Source organism: Kribbella sp. WER1, assembly GCF_054189145.1.
The window spans coordinates 5,862,057-5,886,114 of record NZ_CM135186.1; the positions used below are offsets into that span (position 1 = coordinate 5,862,057).

A 24,058-nucleotide genomic window follows, 5' to 3' on the forward strand; every position below is an offset into this window, starting at 1 on the left:
CGGTAGGCTGGCCCCATGACCGAGATCGAGATCGGCCGCGCCAAGCGTGGTCGGCAGGCGTACGCGTTCGACGACATCGCGATCGTGCCGTCGCGGCGGACGCGGGATCCCGAGGAGGTCTCGGTCGCCTGGCAGATCGATGCGTACCGGTTCGAGCTGCCGATCCTGGCGGCGCCGATGGACTCGGTGATGTCGCCGCAGACGGCGATCGCGATCGGGAAGGCCGGCGGGCTCGGCGTGCTCAACCTCGAGGGGTTGTGGACGCGGTACGAGGACCCGTCGGGCCTGCTCGCCGAGATCACCGAGCTGGACGCGCAGCAGGCGACGCACCGGCTGCAGGAGATCTACGCGGCGCCGATCAAGCCTGAGCTGATCTCGCAGCGGGTGCAGGAGATCCGCGCCTCCGGCGTGACCGTGGCCGGGGCGCTGTCGCCGCAGCGCACCAAGCAGTTCGCGAAGCACGTCGTGGACGCGGGCGTCGACCTGTTCGTCATCCGCGGTACGACGGTGTCCGCCGAGCACGTGTCCGGCCAGGCCGAGCCGCTGAACCTGAAGCAGTTCATCTACGATCTCGACGTCCCGGTGATCGTCGGTGGCTGCGCGACACACCAGGCGGCACTGCACCTGATGCGGACCGGCGCGGCCGGTGTGCTGGTCGGTTTCGGCGGTGGCGCGGCGCACACGACGCGGAAGGTGCTCGGTGTCGCGGTGCCGATGGCGTCGGCGGTGGCCGACGTGGCGGCGGCGCGGCGCGACTACATGGACGAGTCCGGCGGGCGGTACGTGCACGTCATCGCGGACGGTTCGGTCGGTCGTTCCGGTGACGTGGCGAAGGCGATCGCCTGCGGCGCGGACGCGGTGATGGTCGGTTCGCCGCTGGCCCGCGCGAGTGACGCCCCCGGTGGCGGGTACCACTGGGGCGCCGAGGCGTGGCATCAGGACCTGCCGCGCGGCGAGCGCGTCGAGGTCGGCGTCACCGGCACGATGGAGCAGATCCTGTTCGGCCCGTCCTGGGTCCCGGACGGCACGATGAACCTGGTCGGCGCCCTCAAACGCGCGATGGCCACGACGGGCTACACGGAGCTCAAGGAGTTCCAGCGGGTCGAGGTCGTCGTCGGGTGACCAGCACCGGCGTGCTGCTCCTGCACGGTTCGAGCGGTGCGCCGGACCTCGGGCGTGCAGGGCTGCTCGAGGACGCGGGGTACGACGTACTCGCGCCGACGTGGCCGGTGACGTACGAGGTGCCGTTGGAGTCGTTCCCGCTGGACGAACTGGCGGACCACGACCGGGTGGTCGTGATGGGCAGCTCGTGGGGTGCGGAGGCGGCGCTGCTGCTCGGTGCGCTGGATGCGCGGGTGGATTCGGTGATCGCGTTCGCCCCGAGCGCGTACGTGTGGGGCAGGAACCTGGAGGACGGCAGCCAGCGGTCCGGGTGGACGTGGCGTGGTGAGGCGCTGCCGTTCGTTCCGTACGACCGGCGGTGGCAGCCCGACACCGACCCGCCGAGCTTTACCGGGCTGTACTGGGAGAGCCTGCGGGCGGCGACCGACGCGATGCGGATCCCGGTGGAGCGGATCCGGGGTGAGGTGTTGCTGGTCGCGGGTGGTGACGACCAGGTGTGGCCGGCGGTCGAGTTCGCGGAGGAGATCGTGCGGCGGCGTGGTGATCGCCCGACGTCGGTCGTGACGGTCGGGGCGGCTGGGCATCGCGCGGTGCTGCCGGGGGAGGAGCCGAAGACCGCCGGGCAGCGGATGGCGCGCGGCGGGACGGATGCGGCGGACCGAGAGCTGGGCGAGCTGGCCTGGCCGGAGGTCCTGCGGGTACTCGCCGGAAGCTGAGCCTGGACGATCAGCTCGCCACTCGATGAGGAGAGATCGTGTACCACTACGTCGATGCCGAGGTGCCGGGTGGTCTGGCGCCTGAATGCAGCCGCGACCGGAATCAGCGGGTCGCGGACTCGGGGCCGTTGCATCTTGTCTTCGACGGTTGGCTGGGCGACGACCTCGTCACCACGGTCCCGTTCTGGCTGGTGACGGAGCGCCTTGCCGCTGCTTTGCGGGCCTCCGATCTCACCGGTTACGAGCTCGAGCCGGCCAGAGCATCGCTGGGCGAGCAGTACGCGCTCGCATCTCGTCGCGAAGTGCCGCGCGACTGGTTCCGCCTCATCCCGGCCGGCAGAGCAGGGCAGGACGATTTCGCCCTCGACGACGGCACCGAGCTGGTGGTGAGCGACGCTGCGCTCCGGCTGCTGGGCTCGTTCGACCTCGCGAACGCGTATGTCGCGGACTACGAGGATGTTCCAGCCGGCGGGGTCGGGAGCTGACCGGTGCCCAGATGCTGGGCGACTTGCTGATGGTGCTCGCGGTTTGCCGGCTTCTGGAAGGATTGCCGCATGGGATGGTTCAGCCGACGAAGCAGCCAGGACACGGACAACGTTGCCCTTGCCGTAGGGCGCGCGCGACTGTCCCCCGACGATGTCGACCAGGTGCGGTTCCTGATCACGACGAAGAAAGTGGTGAACGCGGTCAAGCTGGTCCGCGAGCGCACCGGCCTCGGGCTCGTGCACGCGAAGGAGCTGGTGGACGAGATCCGGGACGGCCGCTACGTGCCGCCGACCACCGGGACTCCGGTCGTCCGCCGCCCGAACACCAACCTGGCCGAACGGACCCGCGCCTTGAAGGCCGCGGGCGAACTCCACCAGGCGACCGCCCTGGTCGTCTCGGAGACCGGCATGACCGAAGCCGAAGCCGGCCTGTTCGTCGGCGCGCTCCGCACCGAGAGCACCGAGAGCACCGACACCACCGACTAGCCCTTCACGTACGACAGGTTCTCGGCGATCTTCCCGTTCCGGAGCCTGAAGACGTCGACACCGCGGACGTGCCCGCGCCCGCCGGAAGGCTCGTCCCACGAGTACCGCCACCGGACCAGCGCCCGTCCGCCCAGCACCACGGTCTCCTCGACCTCGAACCGCGGGCTGGGCGTCTCCGCGAACAGCCGCGCCCATTCCGCCCGGACCGCCTCCGCGCCCTCGAACCGCCCGCCGTCCGGCGGAGCCGTCGACTCGAACACGATGTCGTCGGTGACGTACGACATCACCGTGTCCAGATCGCCGGCCGCGAACGCATCCCCGAACCGCTCCACCACCGGAAGCTCCGGCGTCCACCGCGGATCCCGTCCGGACGCGGCGAGCAGCGACTCGGCCGGGTCGCTGAACCCGTCGAGGTGCTCGCCGATCATCCCGGCCGACCGGTACAGCTCCTCGCGCTGGGCGAACCAGCTCGCGACCTCGTCGACGACCTGCACGTCCATCCGCGGCGGTACGCCGATCGCGACGGCTAGGTCCCACCCGTGGATCAGGTGGTCCGCCGCCAGCTGGCGCAGGTACTCGTGCGGGTCCTCGTCGCCGTACGACAGGTGCACCTTGCCGATCGACCAGGTCGCCGCCATCTCCGCCCCGAGCAGGTCGCCGTCGAGGCTGTCCCCGACCTCGGCGATCGTCCGGCCCGCCATCAGCGGCGCTGTCCAGCGCTCCTCGCCGACGACGTGGTTCACCAGCGCCCGGACGTCCCAGTCCGTGCACGGCGTCGGGGCGGGCCACTGATCGGCCGCCACCGCCGAGACCAGCTCCGCGAAGTTCGTGACCACGCGGTTGTGCAACTCCACGACATCCATGTCCGTACCCCCAGCGTCAGCGTCCGCCGGGGGAGAACGGCGCGTCAAGCTTTCGGCGCGTCAGCGACCGAGTTGCAGCTGCTCCGCGGCCTCGTGGGCGTGGTGCGAGGCCGTCACGTCACCGGTCGCGGCGAGCAGGTCGCCGTGGTGCCGGTAGCAGGCGCCGGCCAGGTCCTTCATCGTCTCGCTGTTGTCGGCGTACGGGATCAGCGCGGTCGCGACCTCCGCGCACCAGCCGCCGAGGTCGAGCGCGATCTCGATCCGGCCGGCCTGGAAGAACGCCTCGGAGATGTTCAGCAGCAGCTGCGCCCAGATCGGCACGTACGTCGCGGTCTGGAACCGCATCTTGTGCGACTCCCGCTCCGACGAGATCGCGAACAGGTAGTGCGCCTCCAGCCCGAGCGTCAGCGCCGCGTCGCCGTCCTGGGACAGCAGCGGCCGCACCAGTTCGGCGAGCTCGGTCGCGCGGACCGCCGCCGACTCCGGGTCCGTCCGGCCCGACACGGTCGCCAGCGTCATCCCGGGCGCGGGCTCGCTCAGCGCCACCAGCCGGTAGTACTGCTCGAACGGCCCGAGTTTCAGCTCGGCGTTCTCCAGCGCGGCGACCAGCGTCAACGGCAGCCCACGGTCGAGCTCCTCGACCACTCGGGTCGCCGTGTCCGGGTCGGTGTCGTACGCCGTCCGCAGGCAGGCCTCGCCCTCCAGGCGGCCGACGCTGCCGAGGTGCTTGCCCTTCCGGACCAGGGCCGCGACCAGCGTGCGCATGTCCGTGACCGAGTCCGAGTCGGCGAGCGAGTCGGCCGTGGTCAACCCGATCTCGTCGGCCTCGAGCGCGAGGTCCATCCGGCCCTCGGCGGCGTGCACGTCGGCCGACACCGCTGTCGCCGTACACAGGTAGCGGGCGTACGACAGCGACTGCGGGCTCTCGTTGATCTGGTCCGCGAGCTGCAGGAACAGCTGCGTCGCCGCATCGGCGGAGGCGACCGCGAGCGCGGGGTCGCCGTACCGGCGGAGGATCAGCGAGTTCATCGCGAGGACGCGGGCGAAGTCCGGCTGGTGCTTCAGCCCGTCCTCGCCGCCGACCAGCTGGCCGTACGCGATCACGGCGCCGTCCATCTCCAGTACGGCGGTGGCGCCGTACCCGCGGTGCGCCTGCGTCATCGCGCGCCGGGCGCGGACGTCGGCGAGGAAGCAGGTCGCGTCCAGCACGCCGGCGTCCTGGAGCTCGGTGTAGCCGAGCTGCGCCTCGTGCAGCGCGGTCAGCGCCTCCTCGTGCCGGCCGGACGCGTTCAGCGATCCCGCCAGCTCGTACTGCGTCGCGGCCATCAGATGCTTGGCCTCGTAGTGGTTCGGGCGTGCCTCGGCTCGTTCCCTGGCCAGCTCGATGACCCGCTGCTGGTAGGGCCCGGCCTCGTCGGCCCGGCCTTCCTCGATCAGCACCTGGGCTGTCTGCAGCGCCTCACTGAGCTCGTCCTCAGGAGGCGTCCAGAGCCCCCCGCTGTCCACCATCTTGACGTTCCACCCCTTCGCAGGTTTCAGCCGCTCAGCTTAACCATCCTCTGATACTGACAGCCGCCGTTACCGGCAGGTAGCCTTGAGTTATGAGCGAGCAGACGTCGATTCCTGCGGATCCGGAGCTCGATCCGACCGCGTCGTACGCCACCGATCAGTCGGTGATCCGGCGGTTGTCGGGGCTGTTGCGGGCGACCGCGGGCACCCGGACGTCGTACGCGCCGGCCACCGGGCAGCCGATCGCGGACCTGCCGATCTCGAGTGCGGACGACGTGGTCGCCGCGGTCCGGGCCGCGCGGAAGACCCAGCAGAGCTGGCGCCGGGTGCCGCTGGCCGAACGCGCCGCGATCCTGCTCCGGTACCACGACCTGGTCCTCGACCACCGGCACGAGCTGGTCGACCTGATCATCCGCGAGTCCGGCAAGGCGCGGAAGCAGGCGTTCGAGGAGCTCGCGCACGTCGCGCTGACCGCGCGGTACTACGGCCGCAAGGCGTTCGAGCTGCTCGAGCCGCAGCGCAAGCTCGGGATCTTCCCGGTGCTCACCCGCGCCGAGGAACGCTTCGTCCCGAAGGGCGTCGTCGGCGTCATCTCTCCGTGGAACTACCCGCTGACGATGGCGATCTCGGACGCGCTGCCGGCGATCCTGGCCGGCAACACGATCGTCCACAAGCCGGACAGCCAGACCCCGCTGACCGCACTGCGCGGCATCGAGCTGCTGTACGAGGCCGGGCTGCCGCGCGAGGCCTGGCTCGCGGTGAACGGCGACGGCCCGACCGTCGGCGGCGCGCTGATCCAGAACGCCGACTACATCTGCTTCACCGGCTCGACGAAGACCGGCCGGCTGGTCGCGCAGCAGTGCGGCGAGCGGCTGATCGGCTGCAGCCTCGAGCTCGGCGGCAAGAACCCGATGCTGGTACTGCGGGACGCCGACATCAACCGCGCCGCCGAGGGCGCCGTCCGCGCGTGCTTCGCGAACGCCGGCCAGCTCTGCGTCTCGATGGAACGCCTGTACGTCGCCGACCAGGTGTACGACGCGTTCGTGACCGCGTTCGTGGACCGGGTGAAGAAGCTCAAGCTCTCGGCCGGCACCGGCTGGGACGTCGACATGGGCTCGCTGATCTCGAAGGCCCAGCTCGAGACGGTCACCCGGCACGTGGAGGACGCGCGTGAGAAGGGCGCGACCGTCCTGGCCGGCGGCAAGCCCCGCCCGGACATCGGCGAACTGTTCTACGAGCCGACCGTACTGTCCGGTGTCACGCCCGCGATGGAGTGCTTCGACAACGAGACCTTCGGTCCGGTCGTCTCGATCTACCGGTTCTCCGACGAGGCCGAGGCGATCCAGCGCGCGAACGAGGGCGAGTACGGCCTGAACGCGAGCGTCTGGACCCGCGACGGCCGCCGCGGTCGCGCGGTCGCGGCGCAGCTGATGGCCGGCACCGTGAACGTCAACGAGGGGTACGGCGCGACCTTCGGCTCGATCGACACCCCGATGGGCGGCATGCGCTCGTCCGGCCTCGGGCGCCGCCAGGGCGTCGAGGGCATCCGCCGGTACGTCGAACCGCAGGCGATCGCCACCCAGCGGCTGATCCCGATCGCCGCGTCGCACGGCATCTCCGACGAGAAGTTCGCCGAGCTGATGACCGGCGCGCTGCGGGTGCTGAAGAAGATCGGCCGCCCATGACCTTCGACTACGACGTCGTCGTCATCGGGTCCGGCTTCGGCGGCTCGGTGTCGGCGCTGCGGCTGACCGAGAAGGGCTACCGGGTCGCGGTCCTGGAAGCGGGCGCCCGGTTCGACGACGCGTCGTACGCGAAGAACTCGTGGGACACCAAGCGGTTTCTCTTCGCTCCGAAGTTGAGGATGTACGGCATCCAGCGGATCAGCGCGCTGCGGGACGTGATCATCCTGTCCGGCGCGGGCGTCGGCGGCGGCAGCCTGGTGTACGCGAACACGTTGTACGAACCGCTGCCCGCGTTCTACACCGACCGCGCCTGGTCGCACATCACCGACTGGAAGGCCGAGCTCGCGCCGTACTACGACCAGGCGAAGCGGATGCTCGGCGTCACGACGTACCCGGGGTTCACGCCCGCGGACAAGGTGATGAAGCAGGTCGCGGACGACATGGGGGTGGGGGAGACGTTCCACCCGACGCCGGTCGGCGTGTTCTTCGGCGAGCCCGGTGTCGAGGTCGACGACCCGTACTTCGGCGGCGCCGGACCGCGCCGTACCGGCTGCATCGACTGCGGCGAGTGCATGACCGGCTGCCGGCACAACGCGAAGAACACGCTGACGAAGAACTACCTGTACCTGGCCGAGAAGGCCGGCGCCGAGGTCTACTCGCTGACCACGGTCACGTCCGTCGAGCCGCTGCCGGATGGCGGGTACGCGATCGACACCTGCCGTACGTCGCACCGCAAGGCGACCCGGCGTTTCACCGCCCAGCAGGTCGTGTTCGCCGCGTCGGCGCTCGGGACCGCGAAGCTGCTGCACCGGCTCCGCGACGAGGGCAAGCTGCCGCGGCTGTCGGACCGGCTCGGCGTACTCACCCGGACCAACTCCGAGTCGTTGCTCGGGGCAATCTCCCGGGAGACCGACGTCGACTACACCCGCGGGGTCGCGATCACCTCGTCGTTCCACCCCGACGACATCACGCACATCGAGCCGGTCCGGTACGGCCGGGGCAGCAACGCGATGTCGCTGCTGCAGACCGTGCTGACCGACGGCGACGGCGACAAGCCGCGCTGGCGGACCTGGCTGCGCGAGCTCGGTGTGCAGCGCAAGAACATCCGCCGGCTGTACGACCTCAAGCACTGGTCCGAGCGGACCGTGATCGCGCTGGTGATGCAGACCGCGGACAACTCGATCACGACGTACGGCAAGCGCGACAAGCTCGGCCGCTGGAAGCTCACCTCCAAGCAGGGCCACGGCGCGCCGAACCCGTCCTGGATCCCGGTCGCGAACGAGGTCGTCCGGCGGATGGCGCGGCTGATGAACGGGACCCCCGGCGGCACCATCGGCGAACCGTTCAACGTACCGATGACCGCGCACTTCATCGGCGGCTGCGCGATCGGCGACTCGGCCGCGACCGGCGTCGTCGACCCGTACCACCGCGTCTACGGGTACGACGGCCTGCACATCGTCGACGGCTCGACGATCTCCGCGAACCTCGGCGTCAACCCGTCGCTGACGATCACCGCCCAGGCCGAGCGGGCGCTGTCGTTCTGGCCGAACAAGGGCGCCGACGACCCGCGGCCGGCGGTCGGCGCGCAGTACCGGCGGATCCAGCCGGTGAAGCCCGGGCGTCCCGTCGTACCGGACGATGCACCGGGGGCGCTGCGGCTGCCGATCTTTCCGAAGCAGGCTGTGACGGAGCCGTAACAAAGAGCTGTTGTTCGAGGCAAATGAAAAAGCCTCAGCAGTAAGTTGCTGAGGCTTTCGACTGAGCCTTTTGAGAAAAGGTCCGGAAAAGGGAGCAGGTCCCTCGGGAACGTTTCCGCCCAAATCGTTTCCCGAGGGACCCACTCAAGCCGGGGTGAGGCGCCCGGCGCTTTGGGATCGGGTCACCAACCACAGCTGGCGACCCGAGCTCTTGGTTATTACCTTACCTCCGATTTCCGCGAGCTCCAGGCCTTGTGACCACTCTGCGTGCTGACTGTAATGATCAGCTTCAGTCGCTCTTGGTAATCGGGTGGCGGTCTTCCTTGCGGTAACCGCCTCTGCACACATCAACGAGCCCATCTACGGGGGGTTACGAGGTTCCGGAGAAAAAACCAGAAACTTTTCCGGGAAGTGCGGAGAGTGGTCGCTGAGGCACTTCGGTGCCGGGTGTTCCACGTGACGCCCGCCGCAGTACCGGCGGACCGCTCTCGCTTACTGTGAGCCCGACCGTTCTGATGAGGCAGGAGAACACGTGAGCGAGCGGAGCGAGCGAACAAGAAGCAGAGTCGAGCTTCTCGGTCAGGCCGGAGCCGAGCGAAGCGAGGCGGAGGCATGAGCGAGATCCTGGACGTGGCACGTAGGCAGGTACTGGAGCAGGGGGCCGGGCTGCGCCAGGAGCAATTGGCCGAGGTGCTGCGGACGCCTGACGAGGAGCTGCCGGAGCTGCTCGCGCTCGCGCACGACGTCCGGGTGAAGTGGTGCGGCGAGGAGGTCGAGGTCGAGGGGATCATCTCGCTGAAGACCGGTGGCTGCCCCGAGGACTGCCACTTCTGCTCGCAGTCCGGCCAGTTCACCTCGCCGGTGCGCGCGGTCTGGCTGAACATCCCCGAACTGGTCGAGGCCGCGAAGGAGACCGCGAAGACCGGCGCCACCGAGTTCTGCATCGTGGCCGCCGTCCGCGGGCCCGACGATCGGCTGATGTCCCAGGTCAAGGCCGGCATCGACGCGATCAACGCCGAGGTCGACATCAACATCGCCTGCTCGCTCGGCATGCTCACCCAGGCCCAGGTCGACGAGCTGAAGTCGTGGGGCGTGCACCGCTACAACCACAACCTCGAGTCGGCCCGGTCGTACTTCGGCGACGTCGTCACCACGCACTCGTTCGAGGAGCGCTGGGAGACCTGCCTGATGGTGCGCGACTCCGGCATGGAGCTGTGCTGCGGCGGCCTGGTCGGGATGGGCGAGACCCTCGAACAGCGCGCCGAGCTCGCCGCCCAGCTCGCCGAGCTCGACCCGCACGAGGTCCCGCTGAACTTCCTCAACCCGCGCCCTGGCACCCCGTTCGGCGACCTCGAGGTGATGGACGGCAAGGACGCGCTCCGCACGATCGCCGCGTTCCGCCTGGCGATGCCCCGCACCGTCCTGCGGTACGCCGGCGGCCGCGAGCTGACCCTCGGCGACCTCGGCACCCGCGACGGCCTGCTCGGCGGCATCAACGCGGTCATCGTCGGCAACTACCTCACCACCCTCGGCCGCCCCGCCACCGCCGACCTCGACCTCCTCGCCGAGCTGAAGATGCCGGTCAAGGAACTCCAGAAGTCGCTATGACCTACTGCGCCCGCTGCGGCGAGGAAGGCCGCCACGAGACCTGCGTGCAGGCCCTCGCCCTGGAGCCCCCGCGCTACTGCACCGAATGCCGCCGCCGCATGATCGTCCAGGTCGACCCGATGGGCTGGACCGCCCGCTGCTCGGTCCACGGCGTCCTCACGGCCCCGTCCGGCTAGGGTTGGGGGTATGCCCGATGCCGCGCCGCGCCTGCTGGTCGCTCTGTACGGGCCGACGTCGGCGGGGAAGACCGCGGTGTCGGTCGACCTGTGTCTGCGGATCCGGAACGAGCTCGGGATGTCGCCGATGGTGGTGTCGGCGGACTCGCGGCAGGTGTACCGGTACATGGACATCGGCACCAGCAAGACCACGCCCGAGGAGATGCGCGGCATCCCGCACACGATGATCGACGTCACGGAGCCGGTGCGGAAGCTCGAGCTGGAGACGTTCGTCGCCGAGGCGCGCCGGCACATGGAGGACTGCTGGACCTCCGGCGGCGTCCCGGTGATCGTCGGCGGGACCAGCGTGTACGTCCGCTCGCTGCTCGAGGGTTGGGAGGTGGACGCGGTCGCCGAGGCCCGGAACGCGATCCGCCGCGACTTCCCCCGCAGCATGGCCGAGGACGCGTACGCCGTCCTGTCCCGCCTCGACCCGCAGTCCGCCCGGAAGATCCACGAGAACAACTACGACGCGATCGTGAACGCCCTGGCCCGTGCCATGGGCAACGACCCCGAACGCGCCGTCGCCCCGGCCACCCGGCAGGTGGTGTTCGCCATCGACCGCTCACCCACGGACATCGACGCCCGCGTCGCCGCGACGTACGACCACCAGGTCGACCGCGGCCTGCGCGACGAGGTGCTCGGCCTGGAGGAGCGGTACGACGTCCTCGCGCAGTACCGCCGCCTCGGCCAGAAGTCCCCGAACCAGGTCGTCCACACGCACGGGTACACCGAATGGTTCGACGTCGCCCTGGACCGCGGCAAGTCCATCGCAAACCTGGACGAGTCCGACCGCGCCGAGGTCCGCACCCGCGTCGTCGACCGCATCCAGACCCACACCCGCCGCCAACGCGCCGCCATCCCCAAACTCACCGGCGTCCGCCCCATCCGTAACGCCGCCGAGGCCTTCACCCAGGTCAAGAAGACCCTGGAAGCCCCCGAACCCTCCCGCCAGGCCGACGCCTCTTCTGGCCGGGGGGCCGGGAGCCCTGCCGGCCGGCGTACGAGCGGATCTTCGAACCGCGGGTCCGGCCGGCAGCGGAACCCCGACCGGAACGCGGGCGGCGGCAAGCGCGGAGTACGCCGTCCGGAACAAGCCGCGGGCTCCGGCGTCCCGGATGACGCACCCGGCAAGCGCTCGGGTGGAGCGGACGACCCGCGCGGTAGGCGGTCCGGTGGGGCGGGTACGTCGCGCGGCAAACGCTCCGGCGGGCCGGACAAGCCGCGCGGCTCCCGCCGGCGCTGACCACACCGCCGACCCGCGTGGGTTCACGCCGGGTCGTGCGGGCCCCGCAGTTCAGCGACCGTGGTCCTTCTTCTCCCGCTTTTGAGCCCTCGCCGCGCGCCCCTCGCGAGTGTTGGGGTTCGGGCTCTGCTGCCCCGACGCTCCTGCACTCTTCGTGACGGGGGCCTTGCTCCCACTCTGCCCGAATGACACTGTCGTTCTCCTCTCGATCGACGAAATGGGTCCGGGCCGGTAGCCGGCCCGGTCGCCATCAGCGGCCGCCGCGGCCCTTCTTCTTCTGGTCTTCCTTCTTCGCGGCGGCGTTCTCGCGTCCGCGCCGGGTGTTGGGGTTGGTGGACCGCCCCTGGTCGGCCAGCTTCCGGGCAGCACCTCTCTGGTGCTTGCCCTTGGTGCTTCCGCGCTGATTGTTGTCGTGCTCCTGCTCTTCCCCCTTCTTGCTCTTGGGGGTGTTGTTGTTGCCCTGGGACGAGTTGTTGCCCTGGTTCCGGTTCCTGCCGAAGGCCATATCCGGTCCTTTTCTTGGACGCCGCGACGCCGCGGCGGAGTTTGATTCGGGTGGTCGAGCGGGGCAGATCAGGAGCGACCCTGGTCGGCCTTGTTGCCGAAAGTCATCTGGTTGCTCCCATCGCTGATGTCCCTCAAGCAGACGCTGTCTGGTGCCGATCGGTTCCCCGTTGGTTCAAGGCATCGGAAGGCTAACCAGGGCTGGGGTTCATCTCCTGTTCGTCTGCTGGTGCAGCCGCTGAGGCTGTGACCTGGCGTGTCGGATATCGTTCGTTCGTGGTTAACGTCGCCGCCCTGAACGTGCTGCCGCAGCTCGATAAGGCGAGCTGGTCGGTGCCCGAGGCGATGGCGTACGAGGTCGCGCAGGAAGGTGTCCGGCAGGCGATCGGGTTCTACGCCCGCGAGGTCACCGAGGCGGAGCTCGACGCCGATCCGGACGTCGCCGCGGACCGTCGCGCCGAGCAGCAGGACTGGGCCGCGCGTGGGCAGGACCTCACTCCGCAGGACGCCCGCGCGATCAAGCGGATCCGCAAGGATGCCGACGACCTGCTGAGCGTCGACGACGACGAAGACGACGATGACGAGTCCGGCGACGAGGACGACGACCTCGACGAGGACGACGAGGACGAAGAAGAAGACGACGACGGGACGCTGGAGCAGTCGTGACGAGTCCGTGGGGGACCGAGTCGGCGGCGGCTGACCGGGAGGTGCTGGACGCGGCCGAGAGCGAGCGGATCTTCCGCGAGCGGATCGTCCCGGACCAGCTGGCCGGGACCGCGCAGCAGCAGCCGGTGGTGGCGTTCGTCGGCGGGCAGCCGGGGGACGGCAAGGCGTCGATCACGGCGCTGGTGGCCGGGATCCTGCGCCGCCGGAGCCGTCCGTTGGTGCTCAGCCCGGGCGCGTTCGAGCCGTACCACCCGCACTTCTACCAGCCGATCGCGGATACGCCGCCGAAGCCGCGCGAAGACGTCGAGGCCGACGGCCTGCGCTGGTACGAGCTGGCCGAGACGTACGTGATCGAGCACCAGTACGACGTGGTCGTCGAGACCGAGTTCGCCGACGTGGACGCGTTCGTGGAGTCGGCGCAGCGGTTCAAGGCGGCCGGGTACCAGGTCGAGATCGCGCTCCTCGCGGTGACCGAGGTCTTCAGCCGTCTGGGTGTCCTCGAGCGGCACCTGCGCGGCCTGGAGGCGTACGGCTTCGCCCGTCTGATCGCGCCGGGTCTCCACGACGCCGGCTACGCGGGAGTACTGCGCGCCGCCGACCTGATCGACGCGGGTACCTGGGCCGACCGGGTCGCTGTACTGCGTCCCGACGGGCACCTGCTGTACGGCAACCAGCGGGCCGGCGGCGGTGCCTGGGAGCGACCGGCGAAGACGGCCGAGGCGATCACATACGAGCGGGCCCGCCCGTGGACGGTCGTCGAGTCGCGGTACTTCCTGGAGACCGCGTCGCAGGTCGCGCGGATCGGGCTGGCGGCGCCGGTGCAGTGGATCCGGGACGAGTCGGTCGAGGGCGGCAAGGCGGTGACCGCGATGGCGCGTCCGCGGCTGCATCCCGACGCGGTAACGTTACACATCGCGACGGCCGGCACTCTGCCGTAGGAGATGTCGCCCACATCCTGACCACCCGTGCCGCCAGGGGCCGCGACCACCGATTACCGTGGTGGGCCTCAGGACGGAAGGCGGACGGTGTCACAGTCGCTCGGTGGTTGGCAACAACGGGATGCGGAGTTGCTCTGGCATCCGTATTCGTCGCTGAGTGAGCCGTCGCCGGTGCGGATGGTGCGGGGTGCGTCCGGGGTTCGGTTGCGGCTGGACGACGGGGCGGGCGGCAGCGTCGAGGCGATCGATGCGATGGCGTCGTGGTGGTGCATGATCCACGGGTACCGGAATCCGGTGCTGGATGCGGCCTTGAAGCGGCAGGTGGACGAGTTCAGTCATGTGATGTTCGGTGGGCTGACCCACGAACCGGCGATCCGGCTGGCGGAGCGGTTGGTGGAGATCACGCCGGAGCCGTTGCGGCACGTGTTCTTCTGCGACTCGGGTTCGGTTTCGGTCGAGGTGGCGATCAAGCTCGCGCTGCAGTACCAGGTTGCCCGCGGCAACACGGGGCGGACCCGGATGCTGACGGTCCGCGGCGGGTACCACGGTGACACGTTCGCGCCGATGAGCGTCTGCGACCCGGTCAACGGCATGCACTCGCTGTTCACCGGCGCGCTGCAGGAGCAGGTCTTCGGCCCGCAACCTCCGGCCGGGTTCGAGCGCACTGCCGAGGATCCTGAGCTGCAGGCCTGGGCGGACGCGATGGCCGCGCTCGCAGAGGCCCACTCGGACGAGATCGCGGCGATCGTCGTCGAGCCGGTCCTGCAAGGCGCCGGCGGGATGTATCCGTACAGCCCCGCCTGTCTGCGCGTACTGCGGGAACTCGCCGACCGCCACGGGTTCCTGCTGATCTTCGACGAGATCGCGACCGGCTTCGGGCGGACCGGGACGCTGTTCGCGTCCGAGCACGCCGGCGTCGACCCGGACATCCTGTGCGTCGGCAAGGCGCTGACCGGCGGGTACCTGACGCTGGCGGCGATGTTGTGTACGTCGGATGTCGCGCACACGGTCTCGAACGGACCGGGTGGTGCCCTCATGCACGGCCCGACCTTCATGGCGAACCCGCTCGCGTGCGCGGTCGCGCTCGCGTCGCTCGAGCTGCTGTTCTCGCAGGACTGGGCGGCCAGGGTCGCGCAGATCTCGGCCGGTCTGGAGTCGGGCCTGAACCAGGCGCGGGAGCTGCCGGCGGTGAAGGACGTCCGCGTGATCGGCGCGGTCGGCGTCGTCCAGCTCGGTGGTCCGGTCGATCTCCCGCGGATGACCGAGGCGGCGTTGCGGCGCGGCGTCTGGGTGCGCCCGTTCCGCGACCTCGTCTACACGATGCCGCCGTACGTCTGCACCGACGACGAGATCGCCACGATCGCCGCCGCGATCACGGGCGCCGTCGAGGAGGTCGGCTGATGATCGGGGTGGGGACCCGCGTGGCGGGGACCGTACACACGTTATTGCAGGTGCGCGGCCCCCAGTTCCTGTTCAGTGACGGGGCAGCACTCCGCGAGGGGTGGCTGTGATGCTGGAGGAGTGGCTGGGGCCGAAGGCGGCTGCGTTGGAGGCGCGTGGGTTGACGCGGCGGTTGCGGGCGCGGGCGGCGGGTGAGGATCTGGTTGACCTGGCCGGGAACGACTACCTCGGGCTGGCTCGGGATCCGCGGGTTGTTGCCGCGGCGGCTGCGGCGGTCGGGACCTGGGGGACCGGGTCGACCGCCTCCCGGCTCGTCACCGGTACGACGGAGCTCCACGAGCAGCTCGAGTCCGCGCTGGCGGCGTACGCCGGGCAGGAGTCCGCGCTCGCCTTCTCCTCCGGGTACCTGGCGAACCTCGGTATCGTCACCGCGCTCGGCGGACCGGGCACGCTGCTGGTGTCCGACGAACATGTGCATGCCTCGCTGGTGGACGCCTGCCGGCTCGCCCGGTCGCGGGTCGAGGTCGTCCCGCACAACGACGTCGACGCCGTCGAGAAAGTACTTGCCGAGCGCAACGAGCCGCATGCGCTGGTGCTCACCGAGTCGGTGTTCAGCGTGCTCAGCGACGAGGCCCCGCTGCCCGAACTCGCCGCGGCCGCGCTCGCGCACAACGCCGTACTGCTGGTCGACGAGGCGCACGGGCTGGGCGTCAGCGGCGGCGGGCACGGCTCCGTCCACGCGGCCGGTCTCGCCGGGCTCGACCATGTCGTCGTCACGATGACGCTGTCCAAGTCGCTGGCGTCGCAGGGCGGCGTCGTACTCGGGCCGTCGGTACTGCGGGAGCACCTGATCAACCGGGCGCGTCCGTTCATCTACGACACCGGGCTGACGCCGTCCGCGTGCGCTGCGGCCCTGGCCGCGTTGCAGGTGTTGCAGGCGGAGCCGGATCGTCCCGCCGCCGTACATGCCGCCGCGGCCCGGCTCGCGGCGGCCGGGGGAGTGCCGCCGTCGCGGGGTGCGGTGGTCTCGGTGCCGATGCCCGGGCCGCGGGAGACCGTGCGGGCGGCCGAGTTGTGTCTGGACAACGGCGTACGGGTCGGAAGTTTCCGGCCGCCGTCGGTCCCGGACGGGATCTCCCGGCTGCGGCTCACCGCGCACGCCGGACTGTCAGCAACGGATCTCGATCGCGCCTGTGCCGTGATCGTCGACGCGATCAGGAAAGTCTCATGATCACCTTCGTCACCGGTACCGACACCGACATCGGCAAGACGATTGTCACGGCCGCGCTCGCGGTGTGTGCGGGCGAGTCGGTCGCGGTCGTGAAGCCGGCCCAGACCGGGGTCGCGCCCGCGGAGCCCGGCGACCTCGCGGAGGTCGGCCGGCTCAGCGGCGTGACCGCGCTGCACGAGGGCGTCCGGCTGCCCGAGCCGCTGGCCCCGACCACGGCGGCCCGGCGGGCCGGGATCGCGCTGCCGTCGGTCGAGGAGTACGCCGCGTCCGTGGACGACCTGGCCCGCGAGTACGACACCGTGCTGGTCGAGGGCGCCGGCGGGCTGCTCGTCGGACTCGATGCCGACGGCAACAACCTCGCGGATCTCGCGGAACACCTGACGTCGCCGTTCCGGTTTGTGGTGGTGACCCGCGCCGGGCTCGGCACGCTGAACCACACGGCGCTGACCGTCGAGGCGCTGCGGACCCGTGAGCTCCCGGTCGAAGGCCTGGTGATCGGTTCCTGGCCGGCCGATCCGGACCTCGCCGAACGCTGCAACCTGGACGACCTGCCCGCGACGTCCGGCGTTCCCGTCATCGGCCGCATTCCGGCCGGCGTCGGCACCTGGAGCCGCGAGGACTTCCGCAGTACCGCCCCGAGCTGGTTCGAGTGAGTGGTTGCCCGGCGCGGTACGACGAGCGGCTCGGGTACTGGGTGGTCGACGATCCGGAGCAGGCGCGCGAGGTGCTGCTGGATCCACAGGTGTACCGGCCGGACAACGCCGTACTCGCGCACAAACCGCTGTCGGTGAAGGCGCTCCGCGTCCTGTCCGCCGTCGGTTTCGCACTCCCGCCGACGCTCGCGAACAACGCCGGCGACTCGCACCGCCCGATCCGCGCGGCCGTCGCCCGCTTCTTCAGCCCGGCCCGCGTCGCCGCGATCGAACCACTCGCCCGCGAGCTCAACGCCTCCCGCGTCGCCTCCGCCCGAGCCCGGCTGGCTGCCGGGGAAGAGGTCGACCTCGTCCAGGCGATCGCCGCCGAGCCGCCCGCGCTGGTCGTCCTGCAGCTCCTCGGCCTGACGAACGTCGACGTACCGGCGCTCAAGGCCTGGAGCCTGGACTCCCTCGAACTCTTCTGGGGCACCCCCGACGAGGACCGCCAGCTGGAGCTCGCCCACACCGCCGCCGAGTTCTACGCGTGGCTGCGCGAGCGGACGGCCGCCGCCGGGGAAACCGATCTGTTCGGGGTCCTCGCCGGCCTCGGCCTCACCGACGAGGAGGTCTGCGCGGCGGCGTACTTCCTGCTGATCGCCGGGCAGGAGACCACCACCCAGCTCATCTCCACCGCCTTCCGGTACGCGATCGGCCGGCGGATCGACCCGGCCGAGACCGTCGAGCACATCCTCCGCACCGACTCGTCGGTCCCGACGTGGCGCCGGATCACCGCGACGCCGACCACGCTGGGCGACGTCCAACTCCCGGCCGATGCGCCGATGCTGCTGACCCTCACCGGAGGCCCCGCCGATCTCGCCTTCGGTCTCGGCGTGCACCGCTGCCTCGGCGCCGGCCTGGCCCGCCTCGAGACCCGTGTCGCGTTGGAATGTGTGCGGGACCTGTTGACCGGTGTGCGGTTGACCGAGGAGCCGCCGATGATCGACCTGCTCTCGTTCCGGGCGCCGAAGCGCCTCCGGGTGACTGCATTACAGCCTTCCTGACCTGCACCGATACGCTTTGCCCGTGGCAGAGCATGAGTTGGTCCTGGTTGTTGACTTCGGAGCGCAGTACGCGCAGCTGATCGCGCGGCGGGTGCGTGAGGCGAAGGTGTACTCCGAGATCGTGCCGCACTCGATGCCGGTCGAGGAGATGCTGGCCAAGCAGCCGAAGGCGATCATCCTGTCCGGCGGGCCGCAGTCGGTGTACGCCGAGGGCGCGCCGCGGGTCGAGTCGGGGCTGTTCGAGGCCGGGGTCCCGGCGTTCGGGATCTGCTACGGGTTCCAGGCGATGGCGCAGACGCTCGGCGGCGACGTCCGGCGGACCGGGCTGCGCGAGTTCGGCCGTACGCCGGTCACCGTGAGCGCCGCGGGCACGCTGCTCGCGGGCGTCCCGGCGGACCTGAACGTGTGGATGTCGCACGGTGACGCGGTGCACGCGCCGCCGGCCGGGTTCGCCGTACTCGCCGGGTCCGAAGGGGCGCCGGTCGCGGCGTTCGAGGACCTGGACCGCAAACTCGCCGGCGTGCAGTGGCACCCGGAGGTGCTGCACTCGCAGGCCGGGCAGACCGTGCTGGAGCACTTCCTGTACGAGATCGCCGGCTGCGTCGGTGACTGGACCACCACGAACGTCGTCGACGAGCAGGTCGCGCTGATCCGCGAACAGGTCGGCGACAAGCAGGTGCTGTGCGCGCTGTCCGGCGGCGTCGACTCCGCGGTCGCGGCGGCCCTGGTGCACAAGGCGATCGGCGACCAGCTGACCTGTGTGTACGTCGATCACGGCCTGCAGCGGGCCGGTGAGTCCGAGCAGATCGAGAAGGACTTCGCCGCCGCGATCGGGATCCGGCTGGAGGCGATCGACGCCGAGGACCAGTTCCTGGGTGCGCTGGCCGGGGTCACGGATCCGGAGCAGAAGCGGAAGATCATCGGCCGCGAGTTCATCCGGGTCTTCGAGGCGACCGCGCGGAAGGTGGACGCCGAGCGGCACATCGAGTTCCTGGTCCAGGGCACGCTGTACCCGGACGTGGTCGAGTCCGGCGGCGGCGCGGGCGCGGCGAACATCAAGTCCCACCACAACGTCGGCGGGCTGCCGGACGACCTGCAGTTCAGCCTGATCGAGCCGCTGCGGACGCTGTTCAAGGACGAGGTCCGCGAGCTCGGGCTGGCGCTCGGCCTGCCGGAGACGATGGTCTACCGGCACCCGTTCCCGGGCCCCGGGCTCGGCATCCGGATCATCGGCGAGGTCACCCGCGAGCGGCTCGACATCCTGCGCGCGGCGGACCTGATCGCGCGCACCGAGCTGACCGCGGCCGGGCTGGACCGCGACATCTGGCAGTTCCCGGTGGTGCTGCTCGCCGACGTCCGCTCGGTCGGCGTCCAGGGCGACGGCCGGACGTACGGTCACCCCGTCGTCCTGCGCCCCGTGACCAGCGAGGACGCGATGACCGCCGACTGGGCCCGGCTGCCGTACGACGTGATCGAACGCATCTCGACCCGGATCACCAACGAGGTCGACGAGATCAACCGGGTCACGCTGGACGTCACCAGCAAGCCGCCGGGCACCATCGAGTGGGAGTGATGTATCACAGCGAGTGACCCCGACGGCTGTTACCGTCACAGGAGTCGCTCGCAATTGACGGCGAGCGGTTTCCTCGGGGGAGGGCTCGTGGTGTTTCGCATTCATTTCGAGTGTGCGGATCTGGCCAGGACGACGATCGCGCAGCAGCCGGATCCGCTGTGGGAGGTGCTGCTGGGGCTGCATGCCCTGCAGCTCGACGACGAACCGGAGACCTTCGGTCCCTGGCGGGTGCGGGCCCGGGCGCGGTTGAGCGCGCTGGAGCAGGAGTTGCTCGCGCTCGCGCCGCCGGTCGGGTACTCACCGGACTTCCTGACGCCGCGCGCGGCGGGGGCGGGGGTCGAGCCGGGGCTGGCAGCGGTCGCGGCGACGCCGCCGGAGCAGCTGACCTCGGAGCTGAACCGGTTGTCGGACAGCGTGCGGCTGCCGGGCTGGACCCGGCGGCTGGCCGACGGGGACACGACCGTGATGAGCCGGCTGGTGCACGGGATGCGGTCGTTCTACCGGACCAAGATCGCGCCGCAGATGCCGCTGATAGCCACCGCGATCGAGCCCGCTGTCGCCCGGCACAACGACACGGTGGCGAACGACGGGTTCGAGTCGCTGATCCCGCAGCTGCACCACTCGCTGAGCTGGTCAGCGCCGGTGCTGTCGGTCGCGATGCGGCACGTCGATCGGGACCTGTACCTGAACGGTCGCGGGCTCCGGCTGGTGCCGTCGTTCTTCTGCTGGAAGTACCCGATGATGCTGCTCGACCCGGCGCTGCCGCCCGTGCTGGTGTATCCGGTCCGGCACGACCCGGCCCGCCAGCAGGTCGTCGTACGGCGCCCGGACCGCGACGGCGCGGTCGCCGACCTGCTCGGGAAGACCCGCGCCAAGGTGCTCACGGTGATCTCGGACGGCGCCTGCTCGACCACCGAACTGGCGGCACGGGCGGGGATTTCGGCGGCGTCCGCGAGCGAGCACGCCCGGGTACTGCACGACACCGGGCTGGTCACCACGCACCGCGTCGGCAGCTCGGTGCGCCACACGCTCAACCCGGTCGGCGCCAACGTGTTGTCAGGTGCGCGGTGACGGCCTGATGCCGTCGAGCAGGCGGTCGAGGCCGTAGCGGTAGGCGTCGTCGGCGGTCGACTGGTAACCGTTGGCGTGCCAAATGGTCGTCATCGCCGGATGCCGGTCGACGTCGAAGTACGTCTCCCAGAGGTCGTTGCGCTCGGACCACCAGGCGTTGTTGGTCTGGCCGGTCGTCCGCTCGACGAGCAGGCTCTCCGCCTCCAGGCTCGCGGCGGAGTCGACGTACGTCGTGATCGCGAGCGCGGCCGTGTTCGTCTCGGTCGGGGTGAGGCCGAGGTCGAGGAGTACGGACAGCAGGTACTCCCGGCCCGCGAGCATGCCCGGGCCGACCGGCGGGCGGATGGTGGAGACCTGCGACAACCAGAGGTGGCGCTGGAACATCTCGCGGGTCTGCACGGAGTAGACCTCGACCTGCTCGCGCCAGTCCGCCGGCCGCGGTTCGCCGGGGCCGGGTAGTTGGCGTTCGCCGAGCACCTGGTCGACCATCAGGTCGAGCAGCTCCTCCTTGGACGGGACGTACGTGTAGAGCGTCATCGTGCCGACGCCGAGCTCCTTCGCGAGCCCGCCCATCGAGGCGGCGGGCAGACCTTGCTCGTCGGCGAGCCGGATGCCGGCCCGGACGACGTCGTCCACCGTCAGCGACGGCCGGCGTCCGGCGCCGCGCTTGCGCTGCGGCTCCGGGGGCAGCTGACGGTGGTTGCGCCACAGCAACGCCAGCGTCCGGTCCGGCTGGCCCTCACCACTTCGCCGCTCACTCACCCGGCCTACGATAGGCGCTTGCCGGAATTCTCGTATACCCTACGAGAATTGTCGTTCGAGGGGAGACAGGCATGACGATCTTGGTGACGGGCGCGACCGGGAGCGTGGGACGGTTGCTGGTCGACGAACTGGTCGCGGCGGGTGCGCCGGTGCGGGCGCTGACCGCGAACCCGGCCCGCGCGGCGTTGCCCGAGGGCGTGGAGGTTGCGCGCGGGTATCTCGGGAGGCCTTCGACCTTGCCGGCGGCGCTCGCGGGCGTCGACACGGTGTACCTGGCGCCGCTTCCGGCGTACGTCGACGACTTCGTCCGGTGCGCACGGGGCGCCGGCGTACGACGGGTCGTCGTACTGTCGGGGGAGCCGGCGGAGTACGAGGCGCAGGGGGATCCGGCGGACTGGCACTACTACCGGTTGGAGCGGGCGGTCGAGGGCGGTGGGTTCACCTGGACGTTTCTGCGGCCGGGGCAGTTCATGAACAACACGCTCGGCTGGGCGCCGTCGATCAAGGCCGAGGGTGTCGTGCGGGCGCCGTACGGGAATGCTGTGCAGACGCCGATCGACCTCGCCGACATCGCGGCGGTCGCGCGGATCGTGCTGCTGTCCACGGAGTACGACGGGCAGAAGATCACGATGAGCGGGCCCGAGGCGATCACCCCGCCGGAGCAGGTCGCGCACCTCGCGGCGGCGATCGGCCGGGAGGTGCGCTTCGAGGAACAGACCCCTTCCGAGTACTTGGACGCGCTGGCGCCGGCGATCGGGCTCGAGACCGCGCAGTGGCTGCTGGACGGCTTCCGGATGATGTCCGAGTGGGCGATGAAGCCCGAGTCGGCCGTCGCCGACATCACCGGCCGCGTGGGCACGACGTACGCGGAATGGGCCGTAGCGAACGCGGACGCCTTCCGCTGACCGGGCACGATCTGACTGGCATGATCGCGGCGTGAAAGATCTCATGCACGAATACCTCCGCAAGGCCCGCGAGGCGATGGTCTGGAAGCTGGACGGACTCGGCGAGTACGACGCGCGCCGGCCGCTGACGCCGACCGGGACGAACCTGCTCGGGCTGATCAAGCACCTGTCGATCGTCGAGGCCTGGTACTTCGGGCAGACGTTCGACCGGCCCTTCCCCGAGAAGCTGTCCTGGTGGGACGACGACGCGGAGCCGAACGTCGACTCGTGGGCCACCGCGGACGAGACGCGCGAGGACATCATCGGCCTCTACCGGCGGGTGTGGGCGCATGCCGACGCCACCATCGAGGCGCTCGCCCTGGACGCGCCGGGGCGGGTGCCGTGGTGGCGGAAGCCGGAGACGACCTTGCACGCGATCCTGGTGCACGTGATCGCCGAGACGAACCGGCACGCGGGCCACGCGGACATCCTGCGGGAGCAGCTCGACGGGGCGGCCGGGATGAGCCCCGGGAACTCGAACCTGCCGGAGCAGGACGCGGCCTGGTGGGCGGCCTATCGCGGGCGGGTCGAGGAGGCTGCGCGCGCGGCGGCGGATTGACTCTGACATCGAACATGTGTTCGACTATAGCGCATGAGATGGGCGGGCCAACGCATCGATGCCGAGACGCCCGGCACGCTGCCGGGCCTCGGTGCGATCGCGGGGCTCGTGCGGTCGGTGACCACGCCGGAGTTCCAGGGGATCACGTTCCACGAGGTGCTCGCCCGCTCCGCGCTGAACTCGGTGCCCGGCTCCGCGCTGCCGTTCAACTGGACCGTCAATCCCTACCGCGGCTGCAGCCACGCCTGCCGGTACTGCTTCGCCCGCCCGACCCATGCGTACCTGGAGCTCGACACCGGCCAGGACTTCGACCGGCAGATCGTGGTGAAGACCAACGTCGCCGAGGTCCTGCGCCGCGAGCTCGCCCGCCCGTCCTGGTCCCGCGAACCAGTTGCCCTGGGCACCAACACTGATCCGTACCAGCGCGCCGAGGGCCGCTACCGGCTGATGCCCGGCATCATCGACGCGCTCGCCTCCTCCGGGACGCCGCTGTCCGTCCTCACCAAGGGCACGCTGCTGCGCCGCGATCTCCCGCTGCTCACCGAGGCCGCCAAGGACGTCCCGGTCGGTATCGCGGTCTCGCTGGCGCTGGGTGACGAGATGCTCCGCCGCCGCCTCGAGCCCGGCGTACCGTCGGTCCGCGGCCGCCTCGACTTCATCCGCGCGATCCGCGCGGCGGGCCTGCCGTGCGGGGTGATGGTCGCGCCCGTCCTGCCCTGGCTGACCGACTCCACCGATCAGCTCGACGAGCTCCTGACCTCACTGTCGAGCGCCGGGGCCACCGGCGTCACACCGTTATTGCTGCATCTGCGTCCCGGAGTGAAGGAGTGGTTCATGAAGTGGCTCGCGGACGACCATCCCTCATTGGTGACCCGGTACGAGTCGCTCTACGCCCACGGCGCTTACGCGGCCCCGAGCTACCGCCGCGCCTTCGACACCAAGGTCCGTCCGCTGCTGTCGAAACACGGCTTCGGCGGCCGCTCGTCCCATCGCTCCGAGCCGATCCGCGGCATGCACCGACTGGCCCCGCCCCAAGACCCCTTGTTCTGACCGGATATCGACGCGTCATGGTGTTGAGTGT

The 24,058-nt window shown here is 70.4% G+C and carries 24 protein-coding genes; 20 read left to right on the forward strand and 4 right to left on the reverse strand.

Annotated features, from left to right (window positions below):
• Nucleotides 1-15 precede the first annotated feature (15 nt).
• The 4 genes from ACXJJ3_RS28515 (at nt 16) to ACXJJ3_RS28530 (ending at nt 2,809) form a co-directional block, all read left to right on the forward strand.
• On the forward strand, nt 16-1,122 hold the full coding sequence (locus ACXJJ3_RS28515) for a GuaB3 family IMP dehydrogenase-related protein (protein WP_325039849.1): 1,107 nt from the start codon (nt 16-18) through the stop codon (nt 1,120-1,122).
• Nucleotides 1,119-1,838, forward strand: a complete 720-nt coding sequence (locus ACXJJ3_RS28520) for an acyl-CoA thioester hydrolase/BAAT C-terminal domain-containing protein (RefSeq protein WP_458164910.1) — start codon at nt 1,119-1,121, stop codon at nt 1,836-1,838. The genes ACXJJ3_RS28515 and ACXJJ3_RS28520 overlap by 4 nt, the downstream gene beginning before the upstream one ends.
• A gap of 38 nt (nt 1,839-1,876) precedes the next feature.
• Entirely contained in the window at nt 1,877-2,323 is a 447-nt protein-coding gene (locus ACXJJ3_RS28525; protein WP_458164911.1) for a hypothetical protein, read from the forward strand.
• A gap of 69 nt (nt 2,324-2,392) precedes the next feature.
• Nucleotides 2,393-2,809, forward strand: coding sequence for a hypothetical protein (locus ACXJJ3_RS28530; protein WP_458164912.1), 417 nt, complete (start codon nt 2,393-2,395; stop codon nt 2,807-2,809).
• Here ACXJJ3_RS28530 and ACXJJ3_RS28535 read toward each other — a convergent pair.
• Both ACXJJ3_RS28535 and ACXJJ3_RS28540 read right to left on the reverse strand, forming a co-directional pair.
• Nucleotides 2,806-3,672: a nuclear transport factor 2 family protein gene (locus ACXJJ3_RS28535; protein WP_458164913.1), complete on the reverse strand. Its 867-nt coding sequence runs from the start codon at nt 3,670-3,672 to the stop codon at nt 2,806-2,808. The genes ACXJJ3_RS28530 and ACXJJ3_RS28535 overlap by 4 nt on opposite strands.
• 60 nt (nt 3,673-3,732) lie before the next feature.
• Nucleotides 3,733-5,181: a hypothetical protein gene (locus ACXJJ3_RS28540; RefSeq protein WP_458164914.1), complete on the reverse strand. Its 1,449-nt coding sequence runs from the start codon at nt 5,179-5,181 to the stop codon at nt 3,733-3,735.
• Between the two features lie 92 nt (nt 5,182-5,273).
• Here ACXJJ3_RS28540 and ACXJJ3_RS28545 point away from each other — a divergent pair, with 92 nt between their 5' ends.
• The 5 genes from ACXJJ3_RS28545 to ACXJJ3_RS28565 all read left to right on the forward strand — a co-directional run bounded on the left by ACXJJ3_RS28545 (nt 5,274) and on the right by ACXJJ3_RS28565 (nt 11,632).
• The gene (locus tag ACXJJ3_RS28545) at nt 5,274-6,866 is read left to right on the forward strand and encodes a succinic semialdehyde dehydrogenase (RefSeq protein ID WP_458164915.1); all 1,593 of its coding nucleotides are present in this window, start codon (nt 5,274-5,276) and stop codon (nt 6,864-6,866) included.
• Nucleotides 6,863-8,563 carry a GMC oxidoreductase gene (locus ACXJJ3_RS28550; protein WP_458164916.1) on the forward strand — a complete coding sequence of 567 codons (1,701 nt, stop codon included), beginning with the start codon at nt 6,863-6,865 and terminating at the stop codon, nt 8,561-8,563. Before ACXJJ3_RS28545 ends, ACXJJ3_RS28550 begins: the two co-directional genes overlap by 4 nt.
• 612 nt (nt 8,564-9,175) lie before the next feature.
• Nucleotides 9,176-10,171 carry a biotin synthase BioB gene (bioB, locus tag ACXJJ3_RS28555; protein ID WP_458164917.1) on the forward strand — a complete coding sequence of 332 codons (996 nt, stop codon included), beginning with the start codon at nt 9,176-9,178 and terminating at the stop codon, nt 10,169-10,171.
• Nucleotides 10,168-10,347, forward strand: coding sequence for a biotin synthase auxiliary protein BsaP (gene bsaP / locus ACXJJ3_RS28560; RefSeq protein ID WP_458164918.1), 180 nt, complete (start codon nt 10,168-10,170; stop codon nt 10,345-10,347). The genes bioB and bsaP overlap by 4 nt, the downstream gene beginning before the upstream one ends.
• Nucleotides 10,348-10,357: 10 nt before the next feature.
• Nucleotides 10,358-11,632 carry a hypothetical protein gene (locus ACXJJ3_RS28565; protein ID WP_458164919.1) on the forward strand — a complete coding sequence of 425 codons (1,275 nt, stop codon included), beginning with the start codon at nt 10,358-10,360 and terminating at the stop codon, nt 11,630-11,632.
• Between the two features lie 250 nt (nt 11,633-11,882).
• Here the strand turns inward: ACXJJ3_RS28565 and ACXJJ3_RS28570 are convergent, their stop codons facing one another.
• Nucleotides 11,883-12,137: a hypothetical protein gene (locus ACXJJ3_RS28570; protein WP_458164920.1), complete on the reverse strand. Its 255-nt coding sequence runs from the start codon at nt 12,135-12,137 to the stop codon at nt 11,883-11,885.
• A 275-nt stretch (nt 12,138-12,412) separates the two neighbouring features.
• On the opposite strand from ACXJJ3_RS28570, the gene ACXJJ3_RS28575 reads away from it, so the two are divergent.
• From ACXJJ3_RS28575 to ACXJJ3_RS28610, 8 genes are all read left to right on the forward strand, one after another.
• Nucleotides 12,413-12,802: a hypothetical protein gene (locus ACXJJ3_RS28575; RefSeq protein WP_458164921.1), complete on the forward strand. Its 390-nt coding sequence runs from the start codon at nt 12,413-12,415 to the stop codon at nt 12,800-12,802.
• The gene (locus ACXJJ3_RS28580) at nt 12,799-13,740 is read left to right on the forward strand and encodes a zeta toxin family protein (RefSeq protein WP_458164922.1); all 942 of its coding nucleotides are present in this window, start codon (nt 12,799-12,801) and stop codon (nt 13,738-13,740) included. Before ACXJJ3_RS28575 ends, ACXJJ3_RS28580 begins: the two co-directional genes overlap by 4 nt.
• 87 nt (nt 13,741-13,827) lie before the next feature.
• Nucleotides 13,828-15,141 (forward strand): adenosylmethionine--8-amino-7-oxononanoate transaminase, encoded by a 1,314-nt coding sequence (locus ACXJJ3_RS28585; protein ID WP_458164923.1) that lies wholly within the window; start codon nt 13,828-13,830, stop codon nt 15,139-15,141.
• Nucleotides 15,142-15,250: 109 nt separating this feature from the next.
• Nucleotides 15,251-16,372 carry an 8-amino-7-oxononanoate synthase gene (locus ACXJJ3_RS28590; protein WP_458164924.1) on the forward strand — a complete coding sequence of 374 codons (1,122 nt, stop codon included), beginning with the start codon at nt 15,251-15,253 and terminating at the stop codon, nt 16,370-16,372.
• On the forward strand, nt 16,369-17,025 hold the full coding sequence (bioD, locus tag ACXJJ3_RS28595; RefSeq protein WP_458164925.1) for a dethiobiotin synthase: 657 nt from the start codon (nt 16,369-16,371) through the stop codon (nt 17,023-17,025). Before ACXJJ3_RS28590 ends, bioD begins: the two co-directional genes overlap by 4 nt.
• The gene (locus ACXJJ3_RS28600; protein ID WP_458164926.1) at nt 17,022-18,068 is read left to right on the forward strand and encodes a hypothetical protein; all 1,047 of its coding nucleotides are present in this window, start codon (nt 17,022-17,024) and stop codon (nt 18,066-18,068) included. Before bioD ends, ACXJJ3_RS28600 begins: the two co-directional genes overlap by 4 nt.
• Nucleotides 18,069-18,090: 22 nt before the next feature.
• On the forward strand, nt 18,091-19,641 hold the full coding sequence (gene guaA, locus ACXJJ3_RS28605) for a glutamine-hydrolyzing GMP synthase (protein WP_458164927.1): 1,551 nt from the start codon (nt 18,091-18,093) through the stop codon (nt 19,639-19,641).
• Nucleotides 19,642-19,728: 87 nt separating this feature from the next.
• Entirely contained in the window at nt 19,729-20,712 is a 984-nt protein-coding gene (locus tag ACXJJ3_RS28610; RefSeq protein ID WP_458164928.1) for an ArsR/SmtB family transcription factor, read from the forward strand.
• On the opposite strand, the gene ACXJJ3_RS28615 is transcribed toward ACXJJ3_RS28610, so the two are convergent.
• Entirely contained in the window at nt 20,698-21,474 is a 777-nt protein-coding gene (locus ACXJJ3_RS28615; protein WP_458164929.1) for a TetR/AcrR family transcriptional regulator, read from the reverse strand. The two genes, ACXJJ3_RS28610 and ACXJJ3_RS28615, sit on opposite strands and share 15 nt — an antisense overlap.
• 71 nt (nt 21,475-21,545) lie before the next feature.
• Here ACXJJ3_RS28615 and ACXJJ3_RS28620 point away from each other — a divergent pair, with 71 nt between their 5' ends.
• From ACXJJ3_RS28620 to ACXJJ3_RS28630, 3 genes are read left to right on the forward strand one after another with little or no spacing between them, the layout of a single operon-like run.
• On the forward strand, nt 21,546-22,379 hold the full coding sequence (locus ACXJJ3_RS28620; RefSeq protein ID WP_458164930.1) for an SDR family oxidoreductase: 834 nt from the start codon (nt 21,546-21,548) through the stop codon (nt 22,377-22,379).
• Nucleotides 22,380-22,410: 31 nt separating this feature from the next.
• Complete coding sequence (locus ACXJJ3_RS28625; RefSeq protein ID WP_458164931.1) at nt 22,411-22,977, forward strand: DinB family protein; 567 nt, start codon at nt 22,411-22,413, stop codon at nt 22,975-22,977.
• A 33-nt stretch (nt 22,978-23,010) separates the two neighbouring features.
• On the forward strand, nt 23,011-24,027 hold the full coding sequence (locus tag ACXJJ3_RS28630) for an Rv2578c family radical SAM protein (RefSeq protein WP_458164932.1): 1,017 nt from the start codon (nt 23,011-23,013) through the stop codon (nt 24,025-24,027).
• The last annotated feature ends 31 nt before the right edge of the window (nt 24,028-24,058 follow it).

Excerpts from the sequence above, each read along its gene's own strand:
- ACXJJ3_RS28515 (WP_325039849.1), top strand. The coding sequence starts at position 16 with ATGACCGAGATCGAGATCGGCCGCGCCAAGCGTGGTCGGCAGGCGTAC.
- ACXJJ3_RS28530 (WP_458164912.1), top strand. The coding sequence starts at position 2,393 with ATGGGATGGTTCAGCCGACGAAGCAGCCAGGACACGGACAACGTTGCC.
- ACXJJ3_RS28535 (WP_458164913.1), bottom strand. The coding sequence starts at position 3,672 with ATGGATGTCGTGGAGTTGCACAACCGCGTGGTCACGAACTTCGCGGAG.
- ACXJJ3_RS28540 (WP_458164914.1), bottom strand. The coding sequence starts at position 5,181 with ATGGTGGACAGCGGGGGGCTCTGGACGCCTCCTGAGGACGAGCTCAGT.
- ACXJJ3_RS28545 (WP_458164915.1), top strand. The coding sequence starts at position 5,274 with ATGAGCGAGCAGACGTCGATTCCTGCGGATCCGGAGCTCGATCCGACC.
- ACXJJ3_RS28550 (WP_458164916.1), top strand. The coding sequence starts at position 6,863 with ATGACCTTCGACTACGACGTCGTCGTCATCGGGTCCGGCTTCGGCGGC.
- bioB (WP_458164917.1), top strand. The coding sequence starts at position 9,176 with ATGAGCGAGATCCTGGACGTGGCACGTAGGCAGGTACTGGAGCAGGGG.
- bsaP (WP_458164918.1), top strand. The coding sequence starts at position 10,168 with ATGACCTACTGCGCCCGCTGCGGCGAGGAAGGCCGCCACGAGACCTGC.
- ACXJJ3_RS28565 (WP_458164919.1), top strand. The coding sequence starts at position 10,358 with ATGCCCGATGCCGCGCCGCGCCTGCTGGTCGCTCTGTACGGGCCGACG.
- ACXJJ3_RS28570 (WP_458164920.1), bottom strand. The coding sequence starts at position 12,137 with ATGGCCTTCGGCAGGAACCGGAACCAGGGCAACAACTCGTCCCAGGGC.
- ACXJJ3_RS28590 (WP_458164924.1), top strand. The coding sequence starts at position 15,251 with ATGCTGGAGGAGTGGCTGGGGCCGAAGGCGGCTGCGTTGGAGGCGCGT.
- bioD (WP_458164925.1), top strand. The coding sequence starts at position 16,369 with ATGATCACCTTCGTCACCGGTACCGACACCGACATCGGCAAGACGATT.
- ACXJJ3_RS28620 (WP_458164930.1), top strand. The coding sequence starts at position 21,546 with ATGACGATCTTGGTGACGGGCGCGACCGGGAGCGTGGGACGGTTGCTG.
- ACXJJ3_RS28630 (WP_458164932.1), top strand. The coding sequence starts at position 23,011 with ATGAGATGGGCGGGCCAACGCATCGATGCCGAGACGCCCGGCACGCTG.